Source organism: Novosphingobium sp. (genome assembly GCF_965229225.1).
GTDB lineage: Bacteria > Pseudomonadota > Alphaproteobacteria > Sphingomonadales > Sphingomonadaceae > Novosphingobium.
The window spans coordinates 2,071,557-2,090,053 of sequence record NZ_OZ245867.1; the positions used below are offsets into that span (position 1 = coordinate 2,071,557).

The following is an 18,497-nucleotide window of genomic DNA, read 5'->3' on the forward strand; positions in this document are numbered from 1 at the left end:
GAGCCACAAATCCTAGTGAGCGGCGGAACAAGGCTCCGTGGTGAAAGGACAATCGGATCGTGCGGAATTTTGCGCTGGAGGTGTACTTCTCGAAGTGGGAATTCGCTGCGAAGTATCACCTCACCGCGTCCGACGCGCAGAGCATGACCCTTTCGCAGCTTCTCGCGCATGCAACGCCTGCAGATCGCGAGCGGTTCGACAACCTGCACCTGGGCTATACCAAGACCTTCGGCGCGGAGCCGCTGCTGCAGGAGATCGCGAAGACCTATGATGCGATCGGCGAAGACCAACTGCTGTGCTTTGCAGGCGCGGAAGAGGGCATCTATGTCGCGATGAAAGTGCTGCTTCGGCCCGAGGACCACTGCATCGTCATCACGCCCAACTATCAGGCAGCGGAGACGATCCCGCTCTCGATCTGCGCGGTTACGGGGGTCGCGCTGGATGAAAGCGCGGGCTGGGCGCTTGATCTCGATGCCGTGCGCGCGGCGCTGCGGCCGAACACCAAGCTCATCTCGATCAACTTTCCCAACAATCCCACCGGGGCGATCCCTTCGCAGGAAACCTTCGCTGCGCTTGTCGAGCTGTGCCGGGAACGCGGGATATGGCTGTTCAGCGACGAGGTGTACCGCCTGATCGAGCACCGCAGCGATGCGCGCATTCCGCAAGTGGCCGATGTCTACGAGCGGGGCATCTCGCTCAATGTGATGTCAAAGAGCTATGGCCTGCCCGGCTTGCGCATCGGCTGGCTGGCCTGCCAGGACCGCGCGTTTCTGCAGGGCTGCGAGCGCTACAAGCACTACCTCTCGATCTGCAATTCGGCGCCTTCCGAACTGCTCGCCGAAATCGCACTGAAGGCGCGCGACGCGATCGTCGGGCGCAACCGCGATCTTGCGCACGGCAACCTCGATCTGCTCGACAGCTTTTTCGCCGATTTCCCCGGCCTGTTCGATTGGCGCAGGCCCGATGGCAGCTGCGTGGCCTTCATCCGCTACAAGGGCGCGGATGGGGTGGAGCGCTTTACCGAGCGCCTGGTTGACGAAACCGGCGTGCTGCTGCTGCCCTCCAGCATCTATCACTCCGAGCTTGGCCCCGTGCCGCAAGACCATTTCCGCATCGGCTTTGGCCGCAGCAATCTGGCTGAAGGGCTGACGGTGTTTCGGGAGTGGTTGATGCGCAACCGGGCGTAAGCATGGACTACGCCCGCCGCAGAAAAATCCGCGCGGCCTGTAACCGCGCTGAGTCCAAAGCCGAATAAACCCATGCCAACCCGGCGCAATATTCGGAGACGACCCATGACCACCCTCAATTCTGGCCTCAAAACCGGCTTTGCCATCGCTGCCAACGCTGCCCTGATCGCCGCCGCCATGGCAGCCCTCCCTGCCCCCGCGATCGCCAAGGCGAAGTCCGCCGAGGTCGTGCACTGCTACGGCGTGAACACCTGCAAGGGCACTTCGGATTGCGCCGCCGGCGCGCACAGCTGCAGGGGCCAGAACGAATGCAAGGGGCAGGGCTTCAAGGAGCTGACCAAGAAGGCCTGCGCCGCGCAAGGCGGCAGCCTGACCGAGCCCAAGTAAGGCTCCACCAGTGACAGCCGGCACCCTCCCGGCTGTCACTGCCATGACTTGACCGGGGCTCCTTGTCCCAACTGCCCTGCGGCGCCCCTTCCCCTCCACGGCGCCCGATGGAGTCCCGGCCTTCTTTCGCGAGCCCCCCCCCTCTTTCCAGAGACCTGAGATGACCGAGGCGCGCAATGTCTGACAAGCTGGCCGGATTTGGCCTTGGCATGCGCCGCCCGCATTACCGGTCCTATATCGACGGCACCGCGCCGGTCGATTTCATCGAGGTGATCTCGGAAAACTTCATGATCGCGGGCGGCAAGCCGCTCGATACGCTGATGAAGGCGCGCCGCAACTATCCGCTGGCCCTCCACGGTGTCTCGATGTCAATCGGCTCGGCGGACGGCCTCAGGGACGATTACCTCCGGGAACTTCGCCGCCTTGTCGATCTGATGGAACCTGCAGTGGTTTCGGACCACTTGTGCTGGACCCGGATCGACCAGTTCAATTCGCACGACCTGCTGCCGCTGCCTTATGCCGAGGAAGCGCTCGACTTGGTTTGCCGCAATATCGACCGTGCGCAGGAAGCACTCGGCCGCCGCATGCTGCTGGAAAACCCTTCGAGCTACATCGCCTTTCCCGGCGCGATGACGGAGTGGGAATTCCTCGCGGAAATGACCCGGCGCACCGGCTGCGGCCTGCTGCTCGATGTCAACAACATCTACGTCAGTGCGGTGAACCACGGGTTTGCGGCGTCCGATTACCTTGTCGGCATTCCGATGGATGCGGTCGGCCAGATCCACCTCGCCGGCCATGTGCAGGGCGAGCATCTGCTGATCGACACGCACGACCAACCGGTGCCGGATGAAGTCTGGGCGCTCTATCGCGCCGCGACTGCGCTCGCCGGCCCGGTGCCGACGATGATCGAGCGCGATGACAACATACCTGAACTCGAGGCGCTTTGCGCTGAGCTCGATATCGCGCGCAGCATTGCCGCCGAACAAAGGATCGCGGCATGAGCCTGCTCGCCCTCCAACGCGATTTCCGCGACTGGCTGGTGACCGGCGAGGACAGTTCAGCTGCCGCACTCGGCGGCGGGCCGGGCACGGCGGTTTACCAGAACAACTACCGCTCCGCGCTGGTCTCCAGCCTTGCCGAGACGTTCCAGCGCCTTGTGCTGTGGCTGGGCGAGGAAGGCTTCGAGGCGGCGGCGGCGCGCTATATCGATGCGCGCCCGCCTTCGAGCTGGACGCTTGATGCCTATGGGGAGGATTTCACCGAGTTTGTCGCCACGCTCTGGCCCGATGATCCCGAAGTCGCCGAAATTGCGCTGATCGACTGGACCGTGGGCCAGGTCTTCGTCGGACCCGATGCAGACGCACTCCGGCCCGAAGCGCTGGCCGTGGCCGATTGGGAAACCGCGGCGATCCATGCCGTGCCTTCGCTGCTCGTGCTGCCAATCGCCACCAATGCCGATGCGATCTGGCAAGCGCTGGCCACTGCAGAGCCGCCCCCGCCCGCCGAAATGGCCGAGCGCGGCATGGCCTTGCTGATCTGGCGGCAGGGCCTCGAGCCGGTGTTCCGCCGCGCTGAAGCGCACGAACGCGATGTGCTGGCGTGGTCTGCCGCAGGGGAAGGTTTTGCGGCGGTCTGCGCGCGCCTTGCTGATACGCTGGGCGAGGAAGCAGCGGTCACCACAGCCGGGACGCTGCTTGGCCGCTGGCTCGCCGAAGGCATGATCGCCGCAGTCGGCTGAGCTATTCGAAGCAACCCGCGACTTCGCCGAGCACATTTTGCAGGCGCGGCGCGACGAAATCGAGGAAGGCACGCAGCTTCAGCGGCTGGCTGCGCTGGCGCCGGTGGACGAGGTGGACGGGCACCGGCTCGCAGCCGAGATCGCTGAACAACGGCACAAGCCTGCCATCGGCAGCAGCCGCCGCGGCCTGATAGGACATGATCCGCGCCACGCCCACCCCTGCAGCAGCGGCCTCGATGATCGCATCGGCGGTGTTGACGGAAAAGCGCGGCGTGATGTCGACACTGCGGGCGTTCGCCCCGGCTCCGATCCGCCAGCTCCGTGTGGAATGCCGGCCCTCGAACGCAATGCAATCGTGCCGCGCGAGGTCGTCCGGCGCCGCAATTGCGCCGCGCCGGGCGAGATAGCCGGGACTGGCGCAGATCACCCAGCGGATGTCGCCCAGTTTGCGCGCCACGAGATCGCTGTCCGGCAATTGGCCAACGCGGACCGCAACATCGACATGCGCCTCGACCAGATCAATCGTCGAATCCGAAAGGACGAGGCGCACGGTGACATCGGGATAGGCGGCAAGGAACGTATGGACGATGGGGGCCACGTGGAGCTTGCCGAACATGATCGGCGCGGTGACCATGAGCTCGCCGCGCGGCACACGGTACTCGCCGCTGGCCGCGCGCTCGGCATCGGCGAGATCATCGAGCACGCGGCGCGTGGCCGCAACGAAGGCCTCGCCCGCTTCGGTCAGGATCAGCTTGCGGCTCGTCCGCACGAGAAGCTGCGCGCCGAGGTGCGCTTCGAGATCGGACACCCGACGACTCACCGTGGGCAGCGGCGTGTTCAGCGCGCGCGAGGCGGCTGAGAGGCTGCCGCCGTCGACCGCAGCGAGCAAGGTGCGCATGGCCTCGAACCGGTCCATCAGACATTCCGCTTTTTGGAAGGTAGAGTTGCCAAGCTAGCGGATACTGCCACCCGGCGAAAGGCCCTACTTGGAGGTCACCGGCCGATACCGGCCTGCTTTCAAGGAAAGGTCTCCCCCGAAATGTCGCGTATCCCCACCCCCGCCACCATCGCCGATGCCCCCGAAGCTTCGCAGCCGCTGCTCGAAGCCGTGAACAAGGCGATCGGCACCGTGCCCAATCTCCACCGCCTCGTTTCCACCAGCCCGGCCGCGCTCGAAGGCTACCTCGCGATGAACGGCGCGCTGGGCAAGGGCAAGCTGCCCGCCGCCACCCGCGAGCGCGTCGCGCTGGCCGTCGCCGAACTCAACGGCTGTGACTACTGCCTTTCGGCACACACGTATCTTGGCAAGAACCTCGCCAAGCTCGATGACGCCGAGATCACCGCGAACCGCAACGGCGCTTCGAATGATCCCAAGGCCGATGCCGCCGTGCGCTTTGCCGCGCAGCTGGTGAAGGCCCGCGGCCATGTCGGCGCTGCCGACGTCGAAGCCGTCCGTGCGGCTGGCTACACCGATGCGCAGCTGCTCGAGATCGTCCAGCACGTCGCGCTCAACACCTGGACCAACTACGTCAACTCGGCCTTCGCGACCGAGATCGACTTCCCGGTCGTCACCGCGCGAATCGCCGCCTGACGCCGGGGGCGGGCGTCTGCAGCTCCCACTCCAGCAGGCGCCCGCCATCCCTCCCGCAGAAAGGACCACCCGCCATGTCGTTCAGATCCCGCCTGGTATCCGTCGCTGTCTCGGTGTCGGTCGTTGCCGTCAACGTGGTAGCCTCGTTCCCGCCACTCGCTTGATCCCGCCATCGAGAACCATCCGGCTGTAGGATGGCGGAAGGCGTTACGGTATGCTGACCCCGCGCGACTCCGCGCGCCCATCGCCCCCCCGGTGACAGCAGGACCCGACCACATATGGAATCGATCGGCGCAGATCTTCGCGCGATGCAGCGCACTCCGCTTCATGACAACCACGTCGAGGCCCTGCGTGCGGCGGGGACGGTGGTGACCTATCCCGCCGGCACCTTTCTCGCGCGGCCGGGCGATCCGGCGGACAAGTTCACCTACGTCGAGGAAGGCGAGGTCGAGGTCGTCAATCCCTATACCGACGAACGGCACCTCGCCTCATCGCTGGGGCCGGCGCAATTCATGGGCGAGATCGCGTTCCTCAGCGGCGGCACAGTTTCGCTGGCGATGCGCGCAGCGCAGGACACGCGGGTGATCGAAGTGCCGCGCGAGGCGATGCTCGAGCTGATGGCGCAGATCCCGGAAATGTCCGATATCGTGATCACGGTGTTTGCCGCGCGCCGCCGCCGCCAGCTCGATGAGCGCGACAGTTCGCTCCAGTTGATCGGCGAGGAGGAGGATCCGGCGGTCCGCCGCGTCGCCCAGTTCGCCAGCCGCAACCGCATACCCTATGGCTCGCTCAAACTTGGCAGCGAGGAAGCACTGGCCGCCGCGCAGGCCTGCTCGATCGAGGGTTCGGTCCCGGCGGTGATCTTCGGACGCGATACGGTGGTGACCGATCCGACGCCGGACAAGATTGCGCACCTCCTCGGCATCAACCGCGAGCTGCAACATGACGAGGCTTTCGACGTGCTGATCGTCGGCGGCGGGCCGGCGGGCGTGGCAGCCGGCGTCTATGCCGGGGCGGAAGGGCTTTGCGCGCTGGTGATCGAGGATCTCGCCATCGGCGGGCAAGCAGGCACCTCCAGCCGGATCGAGAACTACATGGGCTTTCCGACCGGCATTTCCGGCGGCGACCTTGTGTGGCGCGGCGAAGTGCAGGCGATGAAGTTCGGCACACGCTTTGCCCTGCCGCGCCGGGTGACCGCGCTGGAGGAGCTGGACGACGGCATGTTCTGCGCGACGTTTGACAATGACCAGCGCGTGCGCGGAAAGGCGGTGGTCGTGGCGACGGGCGTGCAGTATCGCCGCCTGCCCATCCCGCGCCTCGCCGAATTCGAAGGCGCGGGCATCTACTACGCGGCGACCGAGATCGAGGCACGCTATTGCAAGGGCACGCAGGCAGTGATCATCGGCGGGGGCAATTCCGCCGGGCAGGCGGCGATGTACCTCAGCCGCTCCGCCCGCTGCGCGCATGTCGTCGTGCGCGGACCTTCGCTGGCGCTGTCGATGTCGAGCTATCTTTCCGAGCGGCTGGAGGCAGATCCCGGCATCCAGATCGCCTACAATGCCGAAGTCATCGCGCTGCACGGCGGCGCGCATCTCGAAGGCGTGACCTTGCGCGATGCCAAGACCGGCGAGACGCACGATATCCCGACACGCGCGCTGTTCATCATGGTGGGTGCAGCGCCCAACACCGAGTGGCTTTCGGGCCTGGTCGAACTTGACGACAAGGGCTTCGTGAAGACGGGGTCGGCAGTCGGGGCCACCTCGCCCTATGCAACCTCGCACCCGGGCATATTTGCGGTGGGCGATGTCCGCTCGGGCTCGGTCAAGCGCGTGGCTTCTGCCGTGGGCGAAGGCTCGGTCGTGATCTCCAAGGTGTGGGACTACGTCAACGGCGGCTAGCCGAGTCCGATCAGTTGCACCGGGCAACTTAAAACTCCACCAATCCGGTTGAGATTCTTCTCGCAAGGCCGCGCGGGCCGTGGTAATGTTATACCATAATAACGTCGTTCGGCCCGTGTTGCTTGCATCGGGATTGTTCGTTTCGTTCCCGCTGCTTTCGCCCCGCAACCCGGGCTGTCCGGCACAGCCGAGGAGAGCATGCGATGGCCTACCTTACCCCTCACAATGAGCATGGCATCAATCGGCGAAGGATCGTCGCGCTAGGTGCCGTTGGCGCCGTGCACGGCGTGATGGCGCTGGTGCTCCTCACCGGCTTTGCCGGCGGGATGATCCAGGAGTTCAAACGCAAGACGCTGCAGACCTGGAACTACATGCCGCCACCCCCGGCCCCCAGCCCTGAGCCCGATGTAAAGCCCGCACCGCATCCCCGCGACACCACGTCCAAGCCGGACCCGATCCCGCAGATCCCGCCGATGGGCGATCCGGGCTTCCACATCGATCCCGGCCCGCTGCCGCCGATCGGATCCGAACTGGGCGGTGGGACCCTGCCGCCGCTGCCCCCGCCAACGCCCAGCCCCAGCTTCACCCCGCGGCTGGCCAAGCCGCTCGGCGCGCCGGGCAAATGGGTTTCGGATGCAGACTACCCGGCCGGGGCGCTCCATCGGGGCCAGCAGGGGGCTTCCACCTTCGAACTGACCATCGGGCCTGACGGACGCGTGCGCGACTGCCGGATCACCCGCTCGAGCGGTTCGGCCGATCTCGACGCGGCGACCTGCGCGAAAGTCAGCGAGCGTGCCAGCTTCACGCCTGCGCGCGATGAGCACGGCGATCTGGTGGCGGGGCGCTATTCCGGCGTGATCCGCTGGCGCATCCCGGAATAAGTTGCCCCAATCTGCCCCCAAACTCCCGTTGCAATGCAGCAAGATCGCGGCTTACCATCCCGCCCTGGCATGGAGGGCCCGCGATCTTGCCGTTTACCTGTGATCTTGGCGGCGAACGGCACGGCTTCGCGGACCTGAAAGCCGTGCTGGCCGCCGCGAGCCCGGCGCGATCCGGCGACGAACTCGCGGGCATTGCCGCCTCCAGCGCCACACGGCGAGTGGCGGCACGGTGGGTTCTGGCCGATCTGCCCCTGACCACGTTCCTGAACGAAGCAATCGTCCCCTACGAGAGCGACGAGGTGACGCGGCTGATCATCGACAGCCACGATGCGGCGGCCTTCGCGCCAATTGCACACCTCACAGTCGGCGGATTTCGCGACTGGCTGCTAGGCGAGGCGGCAGACGAGGCGGCGCTGGCGGCAATCGTGCGCGGAGTGACGCCGGAAATGGCCGCTGCGGTTTCCAAGCTGATGCGAAGCCAGGATCTCATCGCGGTAGCGAAGAAAATCCGCGTGGTGACAGCGTTTCGTTCCACCATCGGCCTGCCCGGACGGCTTTCCACCCGCCTCCAGCCCAACCACCCGGCGGACGATCCGCGCGGGATCGCCGCTGCGGTGCTCGACGGCCTGCTGCACGGCGTGGGCGATGCGGTGATCGGGGTGAACCCGGCGACCGATAGTGTGCCCGCCGCCACGACGCTGATCCGCATGCTCGACGAACTGCGGGAGGCCTATGCGATCCCGACGCAAACCTGCGTGCTGACCCATGTGACCAATGCACTGGCGATCATCGAGCGCGGCGCGCCGGTCGATCTGGTGTTCCAGTCGGTCGCGGGGAGCGAGGCGGCCAATGCGGGCTTCGGCATCGATCTTGCCGTGCTGCGCGAGGCGCATGCCGCGGTGCTGGCGCTGGGGCGCGGCACAGTCGGCAGCAATGTGATGTATTTCGAGACAGGCCAAGGCTCGGCGCTCTCCGCCAATGCGCACCACGGCGTCGATCAGCAGACGATGGAGGCGCGCGCCTATGCCGTCGCCCGCGCGTTCGATCCGCTGCTGGTGAACACGGTGGTCGGCTTCATCGGGCCGGAATACCTCTACGACGGTAAGCAGATCATCCGCGCGGGGCTGGAGGATCACTTCTGCGGCAAGCTGCTCGGCCTGCCGATGGGCTGCGACGTCTGCTACACCAACCATGCCGAGGCCGATCAGGACGACATGGACAGCCTGATGACCTTGCTGACGGTGGCAGGTTGCAGCTTCCTGATCTGCGTGCCGGGCAGCGACGATGTGATGCTTTCCTACCAGAGCCTGTCCAACCACGATGCGCTCTACTTGCGCAGCGTGATGGGCCTGCGCCCCGCGCCGGAATTCGAGGCATGGCTGGCGCAGGTGGGGATTGCCGCGCCCGATGGCAGGCTGCGGGCGCTGGCGGACGGTGCATCGCCGTTCGTGCGCCAACTGGCGGAGAACCTCTCTTGAGTGAAGTGGTGCCAGGCGAGCTTTGGGCAAAGCTGCGGCGGACGACACCGGCGCGGATCGCGCTGGGCCGCGTGGGGCATGCCTTGCCGCTAAGCGAAGTGCTGGACTTCCAGCTAGCCCACGCCCGCGCGCGTGATGCGGTGCATGCGGCGCTTGATGGGACCAAGCTGGCCGCCGAATTGGCCCCGCTGCCGGTGCTGCAGGTCGAAAGCGATGCACCGGATCGGGCGACTTATCTGCGGCGACCAGATCTGGGACGGAGGCTTTCCGCGCGCTCTGCCGCGCTACTGGCCGAGCCAGGCGGGCGCTGCGATGTTGCCTTCGTCATCGGCGACGGGCTTTCCGCGACCGGCGTGCAGGCCGGTGCGGCACGGCTGGTGCGGGCCTGCGTGGACGCATTGGGCGATCTTGCCATCGCCCCGGTGGTGATCGCACGCGCGGCCCGCGTGGCGCTGAGCGATCCGATTGGCGAGGCGCTGGGCGCAAGGGTTTCGGTGATGATCATCGGCGAGCGGCCCGGCCTCAGCGTGCACGACAGCCTCGGCATCTACATGACCTATGCACCCCGCCCCGGGCGCAGCGATGCGGAACGCAACTGCATTTCCAACATCCACGGCGCGGGCGGGCTTTCCCCGGAGGAAGCCGCCCGCACCCTCGGCTGGCTGCTGCGCGAGGCCCTGCGCCGCGAACTGTCCGGCGTTGCGCTGAAGGACGACCAGACCCCCGCCCTTCCATTCGAGGACCAATCCCCCGCATGACAACACCGACCGGTGGCCCGAAGCTGCAGCAGACCCTCGGGGCGTTCCAGCTCTGGGCGATTGCCGTGGGCCTCGTCATTTCGGGCGAATACTTCGGCTGGAGCTATGGCTGGGCCAGCGCGGGGACGCTGGGCTTTCTGATGACGACCGTGGCGGTGGCGGCGATGTACATCGCCTTCATCTTCTCGTTTACCGAGCTGACGACCGCGATCCCGCATGCGGGCGGGCCCTTCGCCTATGGCCTGCGCGCGTTCGGGCCGCTGGGCGGCGCGGTGGCGGGGTTTGCCACGCTGATCGAGTTCCTGTTTGCGCCGCCTGCGATCTCGCTCGCTATCGGCGCCTATCTCCATGTGCAGTTCCCCGCGCTGGAGCCCAAGCATGCCGCGCTTGGGGCTTATGCCGTGTTCATGGCGCTCAATATCGTGGGCGTACAGATCGCGGCAAGCTTCGAGGTTGTGGTGACACTGCTGGCGGTGGGCGAACTCCTCGTGTTCATGGCCGTGGTGCTGCCCGCCTTCCGCTGGTCCAACTTTCTGAGCGGCGGCTGGGCGGGGCAGGATCACTTCAGCATGGCGGCCGTGGGCGGGATCTTTGCCGCGCTGCCCTTTGCGATCTGGTTCTTCCTTGCCATCGAAGGCGTCGCCATGGCAGCGGAAGAAGCCAAGGAGCCGCGCCGGACGATCCCGATGGCCTATATCTCGGGCATTCTCACGCTGACGGTGCTGGCCTTCGGCGTCATGCTGTTTGCAGGCGGATCGGGCAGCTGGGCGGAGCTATCGAGCCTCAACGATCCGCTGCCGCAGGCGATGAAGCGTGCGGTGGGTGCCTCCAGCGGGTGGCTGCACATGCTGGTGTGGCTGGGGCTGTTCGGCCTCGTCGCCTCGTTCCACGGGATCATCATGGGCTATGCCCGCCAGATCTTCGCGCTGGGGCGGGCTGGCTATCTTCCGGCAGTGTTCGCGCGGTTGCATCCCCGCTTCAAGACGCCGCACGTGGCAACGCTGGCGGGCGGCGTGGTGGGCATCGCCGCGATCTACAGCGATGCATTCGTGAGCATCGCGGGCCAATCGCTGACTGCGAGCGTGGTGACGCTTTCCGCGTTCGGCGCGCTGCTCATGTACATCGTTTCGATGGCTGCGCTGTTTCGGCTGCGGCGCAGCGAACCGGACCTTCTGCGCCCGTTCCGCGCCCCGCTCTATCCGTTCGCCCCCGCCTTCGCGCTCGGCATGGCCAGCTTCGCGCTCGTGACCATGGCGTGGAACAACCGCGAACTGGCGGCGATCTTCGCGGGGCTGATGGCGGTGCTGGTTGCAGGTTCGCTGCTGCTGCGCCGCCGGGATGCGGCCTGAACGTCCGATGCGAAGGGTGCGAATTGTGCGGCTGGTGGCAGCCCTGCTCATCCTGCCTGGCGCGGTTCCGGCGCGTGCCGAAACCCCCGCGTGGCAGGCGCGCGCTGCTGCCGCAGCCGATACGCTCGACCGCACATGGGGCACGCCGGACGGGTGGCGGGCCAGCGAGAACTGGCAGCGCTTCCCGATGACGGATGTGCTGATGGACTATCAGCGCCGCACTGGCGATCCCCGCTGGAGCGGCAAGATCGCCGCCGCCGTGCGCAACCGTGCCGGGCGCTATCTCAACGACGATGACCTCTGGGCGGTGATCGCCAGCGTGGATGCCTGGCAGATCGACCACGATCCCGAACTGCTGGCCTGGGCGGCGGCAAACTACAGCCGCATCGTGACCGATCACTGGGACGATCACTGCGGCGGCGGGCTGTGGTGGGACCCGAAGCACAGCTACAAGAACGCGATCACCAACGAACTGCTGCTCCTTGCCTCGACGCGGCTCTATCTCGCGACGGGTCAGGAGACCTATCGCGATTGGGCGCTGCGCACGTGGGCGTGGTTTGCGGCCTCTGGAATGATCGGCCCCGATGCGCTGGTGACCGACGGGCTCGATTCGCAATGCCGCAACAATGGTGCGCCGCGTTATACCTACAATCAAGGCATGCTACTCGGCGGGTTGAACGACCTCACGGCCATCACCGGCGATCCGCAGTTCCGCGAGGCTGCCTTGCGAACCGCGCTGGCCGCAACGCGCACGCTGGTGACGCCGCAAGGCCTGCTGACCGAGCCATCCGGAGCGCTGGGCGCGGACGGGCCGATGTTCAAGGGCGTCTTCGTCTTCCACCTTGGCCACCTTGTGGAGGCCATGCCCGATGGCCCTGAGCGCGCGGAACTGCGCGCCTGGCTTGCCCGCAACAGCGACGCTGTGTGGGCGCTGAGCACCGGGGGCAGCCAGCCCGTGGACGGACTGTGGAGCGGCGGATCAGGGCAAGTCGGTGCGGCCGCGCAGGCTTCCGCCCTCGCGCTGTTTCTTGCAGCCGGATCGTGAACGCAGAATGCGCGGGCCCCCAAAGGGGTGACTTCGACATGTTCTGAAGGGTGATTGGTGCGGTCGAGAAGCACGAATTAGAGACCCGAACTTTGCTCATATAGGAATATAGCTGAACTTCTTCAAAGCTTTGGTATTATGTGACTACACACATGGCAGAACATGGAATACCGTACCTTTTTGCGCTCCGAGGTGGGCTAAAAGGTGGGCCAGAAATTGGCCTCAAAAGGTGGGCTGTGCTCCATAACGCGATTGGGCAACTGCGGGCAAAGAACCTTGGGCCGGGGAAGCATCCCGATGGCCAAGGTCTGTGGCTGGTGAAGCGCAGCAAAGATGCAGGCAAGTGGATTCTCCGGTTGTCCGTACATGGCAAGCGCCGGGAGATGGGCTTGGGTCGGTGGCCGGACGTGTCCATTGCCGAAGCGCGGGAACGTGCTGCGGAAGCACGCAAAACGCTGCGGGATGGTGCCGATCCTATCTTTGAGCGGGAGAAGGCCAAACATGGATCAGGTCGCCTTACAGTGGCCCAGGCTATTGCCAGTTGCTTCGAAGCCCGGAAGGCTGAGTTGAAGCGTGATGGCGATGCAGGCCGGTGGATGTCACCACTTCGAGTCCATATCATCCCCAAGATCGGGAAATACCCGATTGAGGAAATCAATCAGCATATCCTCAAAGATACCCTCGGGCCGATCTGGCACGAAAAGACGGAGGCGGCGGAAAAGGCTCTCAACCGCATGAGCCTCGCCCTGAAACATGCGGCGGCGCTGGGGCTCGATGTAGACTTGCAAGCGACGATGAAGACGCGGGCGCTGCTTGGGAAACAACAACACTCGGTTACACATATCCCATCGTTGCCATACCGAGACGCCCCGGCGTTCTACCAATGGCTCACCACGGTGGATGGTGTGTCTGCGCTGGCATTGCGGTTTCTCATGCTGACAGTGGCGCGGACCAGTGAGGTGCGGCTAGCGACGTTTGATGAGATTGAGGGTGATGTGTGGACGCTACCGCCGGAGCGGACGAAGACCAATCGGGAGTATCGAGTACCCCTGACAGACGAAGCGCTCAAGATTGTAGAGGAATGTCGAAGGCTGTCACCGAATGAGTATCTGTTCCCTGCGTACAAGGGGAGGCCAATCTCGGATGCCGCGATGGCGACGCTCATGAAGCGGAACGGGTGTGATGCCCGGCCTCACGGGTTCCGGGCGACGTTTCGGACGTGGGCTGAGGAGTGCACCGATGCGCCGTTTGAGGTGAAAGAGAGCATCCTTGGCCATGCGGTCGATCAGGGGGTTGTGGGGGCGTATCAGAGGTCAGATAGAATCGAACTTCGAAGGTTAGTCTTGGTTCAATGGGGGAATTTTATCGCGGCCTAGAATTGCTGATTTCACGCGCACTCAGCGACTGATCAAGTCGATTAGAGTGAATGGGGTGTTGACTCGCCGATCCATGGCCGACATTTTCGCATGATGGCAGATATCGATCTAAAAGCTTCGGGCCCGCCTGAGAATGAGACCTTGGACCCCTTCGAGCTGATGCCAGCGCACGCTCGGTTCAAATTAATCTCCAGATTTTTAGAGCAAATTGAAAATTTAAAGGATTCGAAGGCCTTAGCTGCGTGGGCAACATGGGCTATTCCAGTGACTGTTGGAACGGTAGGTTTTGTTGCTTCAGCGATACGTTTAATAACTTCAGGAGCAGTAAGTACATTTCTCTCGCGTTATCCAAATATTTTTTTAATTTTATTGGTGAGCATAATCAGCATTAATCTAGTTTTAGTCAGTCAATTTTTTATTCGCCGCAGTAGAAATAAAACACTCAGGCAGATGGACACCGCAGCAGCTTTTAAAATTTTACAGTTTGTCGATGTGTGCCATATAAAATCAGAAACACGCTGGGATATAATTGACAGATTTTGGGTTAAGGCAATAAATGACAATTGTAGATATTTCGACCTAAATTTTGCTTGGTCCGCTGATTTTGATTGCCTCCAAATTAAGCTGAGAAATCCAAGTTTTAAATTTGAAGTAAAAGATTCAAACAAAATCGGGAATAAAAAGCTAGTGATCGATTTGGGTAGTGACTTTAAGAAAGATCACTATGAAGTGATTGATATTATTTTTCAAGTTGATACTTCTAATCGTAATCCCGCAAAGCCCTTCATTAGCATCTCCGTAACTAGTCCTAAATATCCAAGGTTTAACACTTATTTAGGGATAGTTTTAGATAAATCCGTTAAGATTTCGGCTTTATATAGACAAACATATTTCACATTGATTGCCGACCGCCCGTTCAGCAGTATACCCGTGAGGATTGAAGGCAAAGACCATCATTTCTGGCCAATCAAACCAGTACTTGGATGGAAGTCTTGCCTTAAGTGGGAATTTATGGGAAGATAAAATTATGGATCAAAGTTAAATTTCTGAGTTGTTTTTTAAATTCACTACAGCACTTTAAGATATTTGATGAAATAGAGTGCCATTGCGCGAATTATACCCGCAAATGTCTCTTAATCTTTTATCTATCAAATTTTCTATTTGTGCAGTGTTTTTACATACAACTTAGATACGCTGTTGAATTTAAGCTCGTGCGATTGCCACCCACTTATTGGGGTTGGTGCTTGTATTTATGTGACATTTATAGTTTTAGGTCGAATGACCGCTGAATTGGCCTGGTAAGGCCTTACTTCATGTCGGTTACCCTTCGGGGCCTGTCTCGGTCTGGGGCACCATCGTGGACATCCAGTGTGTCAGTGACCTCATCGAGCCAATTTGAGCGCTCTATATATACCTCTTTTCCGCATACGAGCCGGTTCGATGTGGCCATCTCGACCAATCGGCGTTTTTCGGCTGCGTCTGCCAATCGGTGGCTCAGAACAAGGCTATGTGCCAGTTCGATGAGCGTTCGCATGTGCGCCGCCTTCTGGCCAACATCGCCCCAGCTCGATCGCTCCGCTTCCATTGCCTCTTCCTCGATAGCGAGGCGCTGGCGACGATCCGCGAATGCGTCGCGATCAATCAGCCGATCGATCAGGGCATCGGTCAGACGGTCTATGCGATCCTGAAGACTGGTACGCCGTAACTGCCAGGCCTTTTCCCGTTCCTGCGCGTCATCCGCTGCGATCCATGTTGCCAGCCGTCGCTCAAACTCGGCCAGGTCGGGCACCGAAAGTTGGGTACAAGCGAAGCATGCGATGATTGCGTCTTCGAGTGCTTCCTCCCGCACGGTCTTTGTCGGGCACTCCCGTTTCGGGCAGCGGTAGTAGATGTGGCCCTTCTGCCGCTCTGGCACCATTGGCCCACTGCAATGGCCACAGCGGAATAGCCCCCGGTATGTATGGTCATGCCGGGTCACCTTGGGACCGGACTTGCCAGACTTGAACGCCTGCACCCGCTCAAAGAGATTTGGCGAGATCAGGCGCTCGTGGGCACCGCGATAGGTCATACCGGTGCGCTTGATGTGGATGATGCCGGTATAGAACGGGTTCGCCAGAATGTTCGCCAGTCCTGAGAGGGACACGCGCTTGCCATCGTGGTTGGTGAGGCCGCGCCGCTGCATCTCGGCGTGCAACCGGCGCAGTGGATACTGCCTGGTTGCATACAGTTCGAACGCCTGCTTCACGAGGTCGGCCTTCGCGGGATCAAGTGTCTTCGGTTTGCCGCCGCCGTTATCGAGGTAACCGATGGGTGCGCGGAACGGGTACATACCCTGCTTCAACCGGCCATTGATTCCCTTGATCGTTTCTTCCCGCAGGTTGCGGATGTAGTCGGCAGCGATGACGGCCTGGATGTCGGCGGTTAGCCGACCCCCGCGAGAACGGAAATCCAGGCTTTCGGTGGCGAAGTGAATGTCAATGCCGGCGTCCTGAAGGTCGCCGATTTTTGCCCAGTCGGCAAAGTTGCGAGCCGAGCGGTCGATCTTGTGAATGACGAGGCCGTGGGCTTTGCCGCGCCGGAGCTCCTTCATCATGTGATTGAAGATCGGACGGCCCCGCTTCGCCGCCGTCTCCTTCTCCTCGAACCACTGCGCAATCTCGATATTGTTGCGACTCGCAAAGGCCAGAATGGCTTCCCGCTGGACGGCCAAGGAAACGCCGTCACCTTGCTTGACGGTCGAAACGCGAACGTACCCGAAGCATCGTTTCATACATCGTAATTGATGGACTCCGAATCTATCACATCCTCAGGATTCGTCGAATCGGCGGGCCACGGCCAGGTGCCCTCGCGCTCCATGCGTTCATAGATGCGCTGGCAAAGTTCGAAGAAGGCTTCGAGTTGAAGTGATGGTTCCATCACCACATTGTTGCGCGTGGATCACGCCAATTCTAGGCGGACGGCTATGCTCAGTGAGTATGCGGCGGATGCCAAGTCCGCATGGAAAATGGAGAGCACTTCTGCCCATCCACCATGAGCTGCACGTAGGCGTGGTGGTTTGGTAGTCGTGTAAGGTCGGGAACGGTGACGTCGCCAAACTGGCGGACGAATTCTGGTGCGTCCTGCGCCCCAAGACGGAACACGATCATCGTACCCGCATTCCCGAGCACGGCGTCGAAGACTGGCCGCTCAATCTGCGAGACATGCTGGTGTGCCAGGGTGAGAGAAAGGCCGTACTTGCGGGCCTCGGGCAGCAGGTTCGCGAACGCCTCGGTCGTAAAGGACGGGAACTCGTCGATGTGCAGCATGAACGGCTGTCGGGCCCTTTGTTCGCTTCCATGGCGCGAAAAGGCCGCCAGCATGATCGTGGTGATGATGAGTCCGCCCATTACGTTGGCCATGTCGGTGCCGAGCCTGCCCTTGGCGAGATTCACGATCACGATGCCGCTCTCATCCATAATCCGCCGAAAGCGGAGCGGTTCTTCTGGTTCACATACCGCACGGCGCACGACCGGGTTCGCCAGGAACGCACCGAGTTTGTTGGCGATTGGGGCAACGCCATCGATGGCGTTCAGGTAGTTCATGCTCGGAAACTCCGAGATCCAGAACGAGCGTACCTGCTCGTCCGCAATGCGAGCAACGACCGCGCGGCGAAACTCCTTGTCGATATACAGCCGCACTATGTCGCGGATGTCGGCCTGGGGCTGATCAAGGAGTGCCAGCACGGCGTAGCGGAGCAGGTGCTCCATGCGCGCGCCCCACGAGTCAGCCCACTGCTTCTTCAGGGTCTCAATCAGTCCGGACGCGAGGAGTGGACGAAAGGAACGAGGCACACGGGCAAGCGGATTATACCCCAGGCGGCAAGCCGGATCGGCGATGTCGAGATAGTGGTGCGGAACTGCAAGGTGCCGATGCACCGCAAGCGCCAGGTCGCCATGCGGGTCGATCAAGCAAAAGCCCCGACCTGCCTTCGCGTCGTGGAGTGCCAGATTCAGCAGGAATGTCGATTTCCCGGTTCCGGTCTGCCCGATCACGTAGAGGTGATGCATCCGGTCTGACTGCAAGATTCCGAAAGGCCGGTCACCATACTGGTGGCGCGCCATACCAAGCGGCGTGATGTCTGAAGTCATCATGCCATTGTCCTCTGCCGTCGCATTGCGGGCTAGGCATCGAGATCGGCTGCAATGGGATATGCCGCTGCGCCATCGCGAGCGGCCTAGGCAGACTCCGCCTCGCCGCCATAGACTTTGGCCAGAACAGTACCTTGGCCCGGTCATCGCCGGTCGAGCGGTGCTCCCGAATAGTCGGACGCACCGCTGCGATTGGAGAATGACATGGACAAACACGCAACCTCGCGCCGTGAGACCATCCGGCGCCTCAACGATCTGTTCCGGCGTTTTGGGATCGGCAACGGACGAGTGACGTTCACCCTCGGCATTCATGATCAGGGCCTCGGCTTCACCGGGGACGTGATCGACGCTGTGCGCGATTTCGATGCCTTTGACCGGGACAACGATCCGCACGGCGAGCATGATTTCGGCGCACTCACGGTCGATGGGCAGCGCATCCTCTTCAAGATCGACTATTACGATCTCGACCTGCAGGGGCATTCCCCTGACGCGGCCGATCCTGATGTCACACACCGGGTGCTCACCATCATGCTGGCGAGCGAGTACTGATGAAGGCCGCCCCTCGTGGGCGGCCTTTCTTTGTGCCGCCTGAAAGACAGGCCACGCAAAATCGTCATCTCCTAGACAGACGGCCCGCCGTTCTCGTCGGCTTTGACCGTCTAGCATTCAGTGAGGGATTCCC

The 18,497-nt window shown here is 62.5% G+C and carries 17 protein-coding genes; 14 read left to right on the forward strand and 3 right to left on the reverse strand.

Annotated elements, in window-relative coordinates:
- Positions 1–59 precede the first annotated feature (59 nt).
- The 4 genes from ACO06X_RS09490 to ACO06X_RS09505 all read left to right on the forward strand — a co-directional run bounded on the left by ACO06X_RS09490 (position 60) and on the right by ACO06X_RS09505 (position 3,312).
- Complete coding sequence (locus ACO06X_RS09490) at positions 60–1,187, forward strand: aminotransferase class I/II-fold pyridoxal phosphate-dependent enzyme (RefSeq protein WP_421839674.1); 1,128 nt, start codon at positions 60–62, stop codon at positions 1,185–1,187.
- 105 nt (positions 1,188–1,292) lie between these two features.
- Positions 1,293–1,574 (forward strand): hypothetical protein, encoded by a 282-nt coding sequence (locus ACO06X_RS09495; RefSeq protein WP_421839675.1) that lies wholly within the window; start codon positions 1,293–1,295, stop codon positions 1,572–1,574.
- 176 nt (positions 1,575–1,750) lie between these two features.
- Positions 1,751–2,575 carry a DUF692 domain-containing protein gene (locus ACO06X_RS09500; protein WP_421839676.1) on the forward strand — a complete coding sequence of 275 codons (825 nt, stop codon included), beginning with the start codon at positions 1,751–1,753 and terminating at the stop codon, positions 2,573–2,575.
- Complete coding sequence (locus tag ACO06X_RS09505) at positions 2,572–3,312, forward strand: putative DNA-binding domain-containing protein (RefSeq protein ID WP_421839677.1); 741 nt, start codon at positions 2,572–2,574, stop codon at positions 3,310–3,312. The genes ACO06X_RS09500 and ACO06X_RS09505 overlap by 4 nt, the downstream gene beginning before the upstream one ends.
- A 1-nt stretch (position 3,313) precedes the next feature.
- Here the strand turns inward: ACO06X_RS09505 and ACO06X_RS09510 are convergent, their stop codons facing one another.
- Positions 3,314–4,228 (reverse strand): LysR family transcriptional regulator, encoded by a 915-nt coding sequence (locus ACO06X_RS09510; protein WP_421839678.1) that lies wholly within the window; start codon positions 4,226–4,228, stop codon positions 3,314–3,316.
- Between the two features lie 123 nt (positions 4,229–4,351).
- Here ACO06X_RS09510 and ACO06X_RS09515 point away from each other — a divergent pair, with 123 nt between their 5' ends.
- The 9 genes from ACO06X_RS09515 (at position 4,352) to ACO06X_RS09555 (ending at position 14,711) form a co-directional block, all read left to right on the forward strand.
- Positions 4,352–4,903 (forward strand): carboxymuconolactone decarboxylase family protein, encoded by a 552-nt coding sequence (locus ACO06X_RS09515; RefSeq protein WP_421839679.1) that lies wholly within the window; start codon positions 4,352–4,354, stop codon positions 4,901–4,903.
- A 278-nt stretch (positions 4,904–5,181) separates the two neighbouring features.
- Entirely contained in the window at positions 5,182–6,801 is a 1,620-nt protein-coding gene (locus ACO06X_RS09520; RefSeq protein WP_421839680.1) for an FAD-dependent oxidoreductase, read from the forward strand.
- 203 nt (positions 6,802–7,004) lie between these two features.
- Positions 7,005–7,682 (forward strand): energy transducer TonB, encoded by a 678-nt coding sequence (locus tag ACO06X_RS09525; RefSeq protein ID WP_421839681.1) that lies wholly within the window; start codon positions 7,005–7,007, stop codon positions 7,680–7,682.
- Positions 7,683–7,768: 86 nt separating this feature from the next.
- Positions 7,769–9,160, forward strand: coding sequence for an ethanolamine ammonia-lyase subunit EutB (locus ACO06X_RS09530; RefSeq protein ID WP_421839682.1), 1,392 nt, complete (start codon positions 7,769–7,771; stop codon positions 9,158–9,160).
- A 5-nt stretch (positions 9,161–9,165) separates the two neighbouring features.
- A complete protein-coding gene (gene eutC, locus ACO06X_RS09535) occupies positions 9,166–9,918 on the forward strand; it encodes an ethanolamine ammonia-lyase subunit EutC (RefSeq protein WP_421839879.1) in 753 nt (250 codons plus the stop codon).
- Positions 9,915–11,267 (forward strand): ethanolamine permease, encoded by a 1,353-nt coding sequence (gene eat, locus ACO06X_RS09540; protein WP_421839683.1) that lies wholly within the window; start codon positions 9,915–9,917, stop codon positions 11,265–11,267. Before eutC ends, eat begins: the two co-directional genes overlap by 4 nt.
- A 34-nt stretch (positions 11,268–11,301) precedes the next feature.
- Positions 11,302–12,312 (forward strand): glycoside hydrolase family 76 protein, encoded by a 1,011-nt coding sequence (locus tag ACO06X_RS09545; protein ID WP_421839684.1) that lies wholly within the window; start codon positions 11,302–11,304, stop codon positions 12,310–12,312.
- Between the two features lie 152 nt (positions 12,313–12,464).
- Entirely contained in the window at positions 12,465–13,688 is a 1,224-nt protein-coding gene (locus ACO06X_RS09550) for a tyrosine-type recombinase/integrase (protein WP_421839685.1), read from the forward strand.
- 93 nt (positions 13,689–13,781) lie between these two features.
- A complete protein-coding gene (locus tag ACO06X_RS09555; protein WP_421839686.1) occupies positions 13,782–14,711 on the forward strand; it encodes a hypothetical protein in 930 nt (309 codons plus the stop codon).
- A gap of 283 nt (positions 14,712–14,994) precedes the next feature.
- On the opposite strand, the gene ACO06X_RS09560 is transcribed toward ACO06X_RS09555, so the two are convergent.
- Entirely contained in the window at positions 14,995–16,458 is a 1,464-nt protein-coding gene (locus ACO06X_RS09560) for a recombinase family protein (RefSeq protein WP_421839687.1), read from the reverse strand.
- Between the two features lie 196 nt (positions 16,459–16,654).
- Positions 16,655–17,818 (reverse strand): type IV secretory system conjugative DNA transfer family protein, encoded by a 1,164-nt coding sequence (locus ACO06X_RS09565; RefSeq protein WP_421839688.1) that lies wholly within the window; start codon positions 17,816–17,818, stop codon positions 16,655–16,657.
- A 201-nt stretch (positions 17,819–18,019) separates the two neighbouring features.
- On the opposite strand from ACO06X_RS09565, the gene ACO06X_RS09570 reads away from it, so the two are divergent.
- The gene (locus ACO06X_RS09570; protein WP_421839689.1) at positions 18,020–18,364 is read left to right on the forward strand and encodes a DUF3768 domain-containing protein; all 345 of its coding nucleotides are present in this window, start codon (positions 18,020–18,022) and stop codon (positions 18,362–18,364) included.
- Positions 18,365–18,497 lie beyond the last annotated feature (133 nt).

What these genes read in the sequence shown, in the direction of transcription:
- eat (WP_421839683.1), top strand. Translation starts at nt 9,915, where the DNA reads ATGACAACACCGACCGGTGGCCCGAAGCTGCAGCAGACCCTCGGGGCG.
- ACO06X_RS09550 (WP_421839685.1), top strand. Translation starts at nt 12,465, where the DNA reads ATGGCAGAACATGGAATACCGTACCTTTTTGCGCTCCGAGGTGGGCTA.
- ACO06X_RS09505 (WP_421839677.1), top strand. Translation starts at nt 2,572, where the DNA reads ATGAGCCTGCTCGCCCTCCAACGCGATTTCCGCGACTGGCTGGTGACC.
- ACO06X_RS09520 (WP_421839680.1), top strand. Translation starts at nt 5,182, where the DNA reads ATGGAATCGATCGGCGCAGATCTTCGCGCGATGCAGCGCACTCCGCTT.
- ACO06X_RS09565 (WP_421839688.1), bottom strand. Translation starts at nt 17,818, where the DNA reads ATGATGACTTCAGACATCACGCCGCTTGGTATGGCGCGCCACCAGTAT.
- ACO06X_RS09510 (WP_421839678.1), bottom strand. Translation starts at nt 4,228, where the DNA reads ATGGACCGGTTCGAGGCCATGCGCACCTTGCTCGCTGCGGTCGACGGC.
- ACO06X_RS09555 (WP_421839686.1), top strand. Translation starts at nt 13,782, where the DNA reads ATGGCAGATATCGATCTAAAAGCTTCGGGCCCGCCTGAGAATGAGACC.
- ACO06X_RS09495 (WP_421839675.1), top strand. Translation starts at nt 1,293, where the DNA reads ATGACCACCCTCAATTCTGGCCTCAAAACCGGCTTTGCCATCGCTGCC.
- ACO06X_RS09525 (WP_421839681.1), top strand. Translation starts at nt 7,005, where the DNA reads ATGGCCTACCTTACCCCTCACAATGAGCATGGCATCAATCGGCGAAGG.
- ACO06X_RS09500 (WP_421839676.1), top strand. Translation starts at nt 1,751, where the DNA reads ATGTCTGACAAGCTGGCCGGATTTGGCCTTGGCATGCGCCGCCCGCAT.
- ACO06X_RS09560 (WP_421839687.1), bottom strand. Translation starts at nt 16,458, where the DNA reads ATGAAACGATGCTTCGGGTACGTTCGCGTTTCGACCGTCAAGCAAGGT.
- ACO06X_RS09515 (WP_421839679.1), top strand. Translation starts at nt 4,352, where the DNA reads ATGTCGCGTATCCCCACCCCCGCCACCATCGCCGATGCCCCCGAAGCT.
- ACO06X_RS09570 (WP_421839689.1), top strand. Translation starts at nt 18,020, where the DNA reads ATGGACAAACACGCAACCTCGCGCCGTGAGACCATCCGGCGCCTCAAC.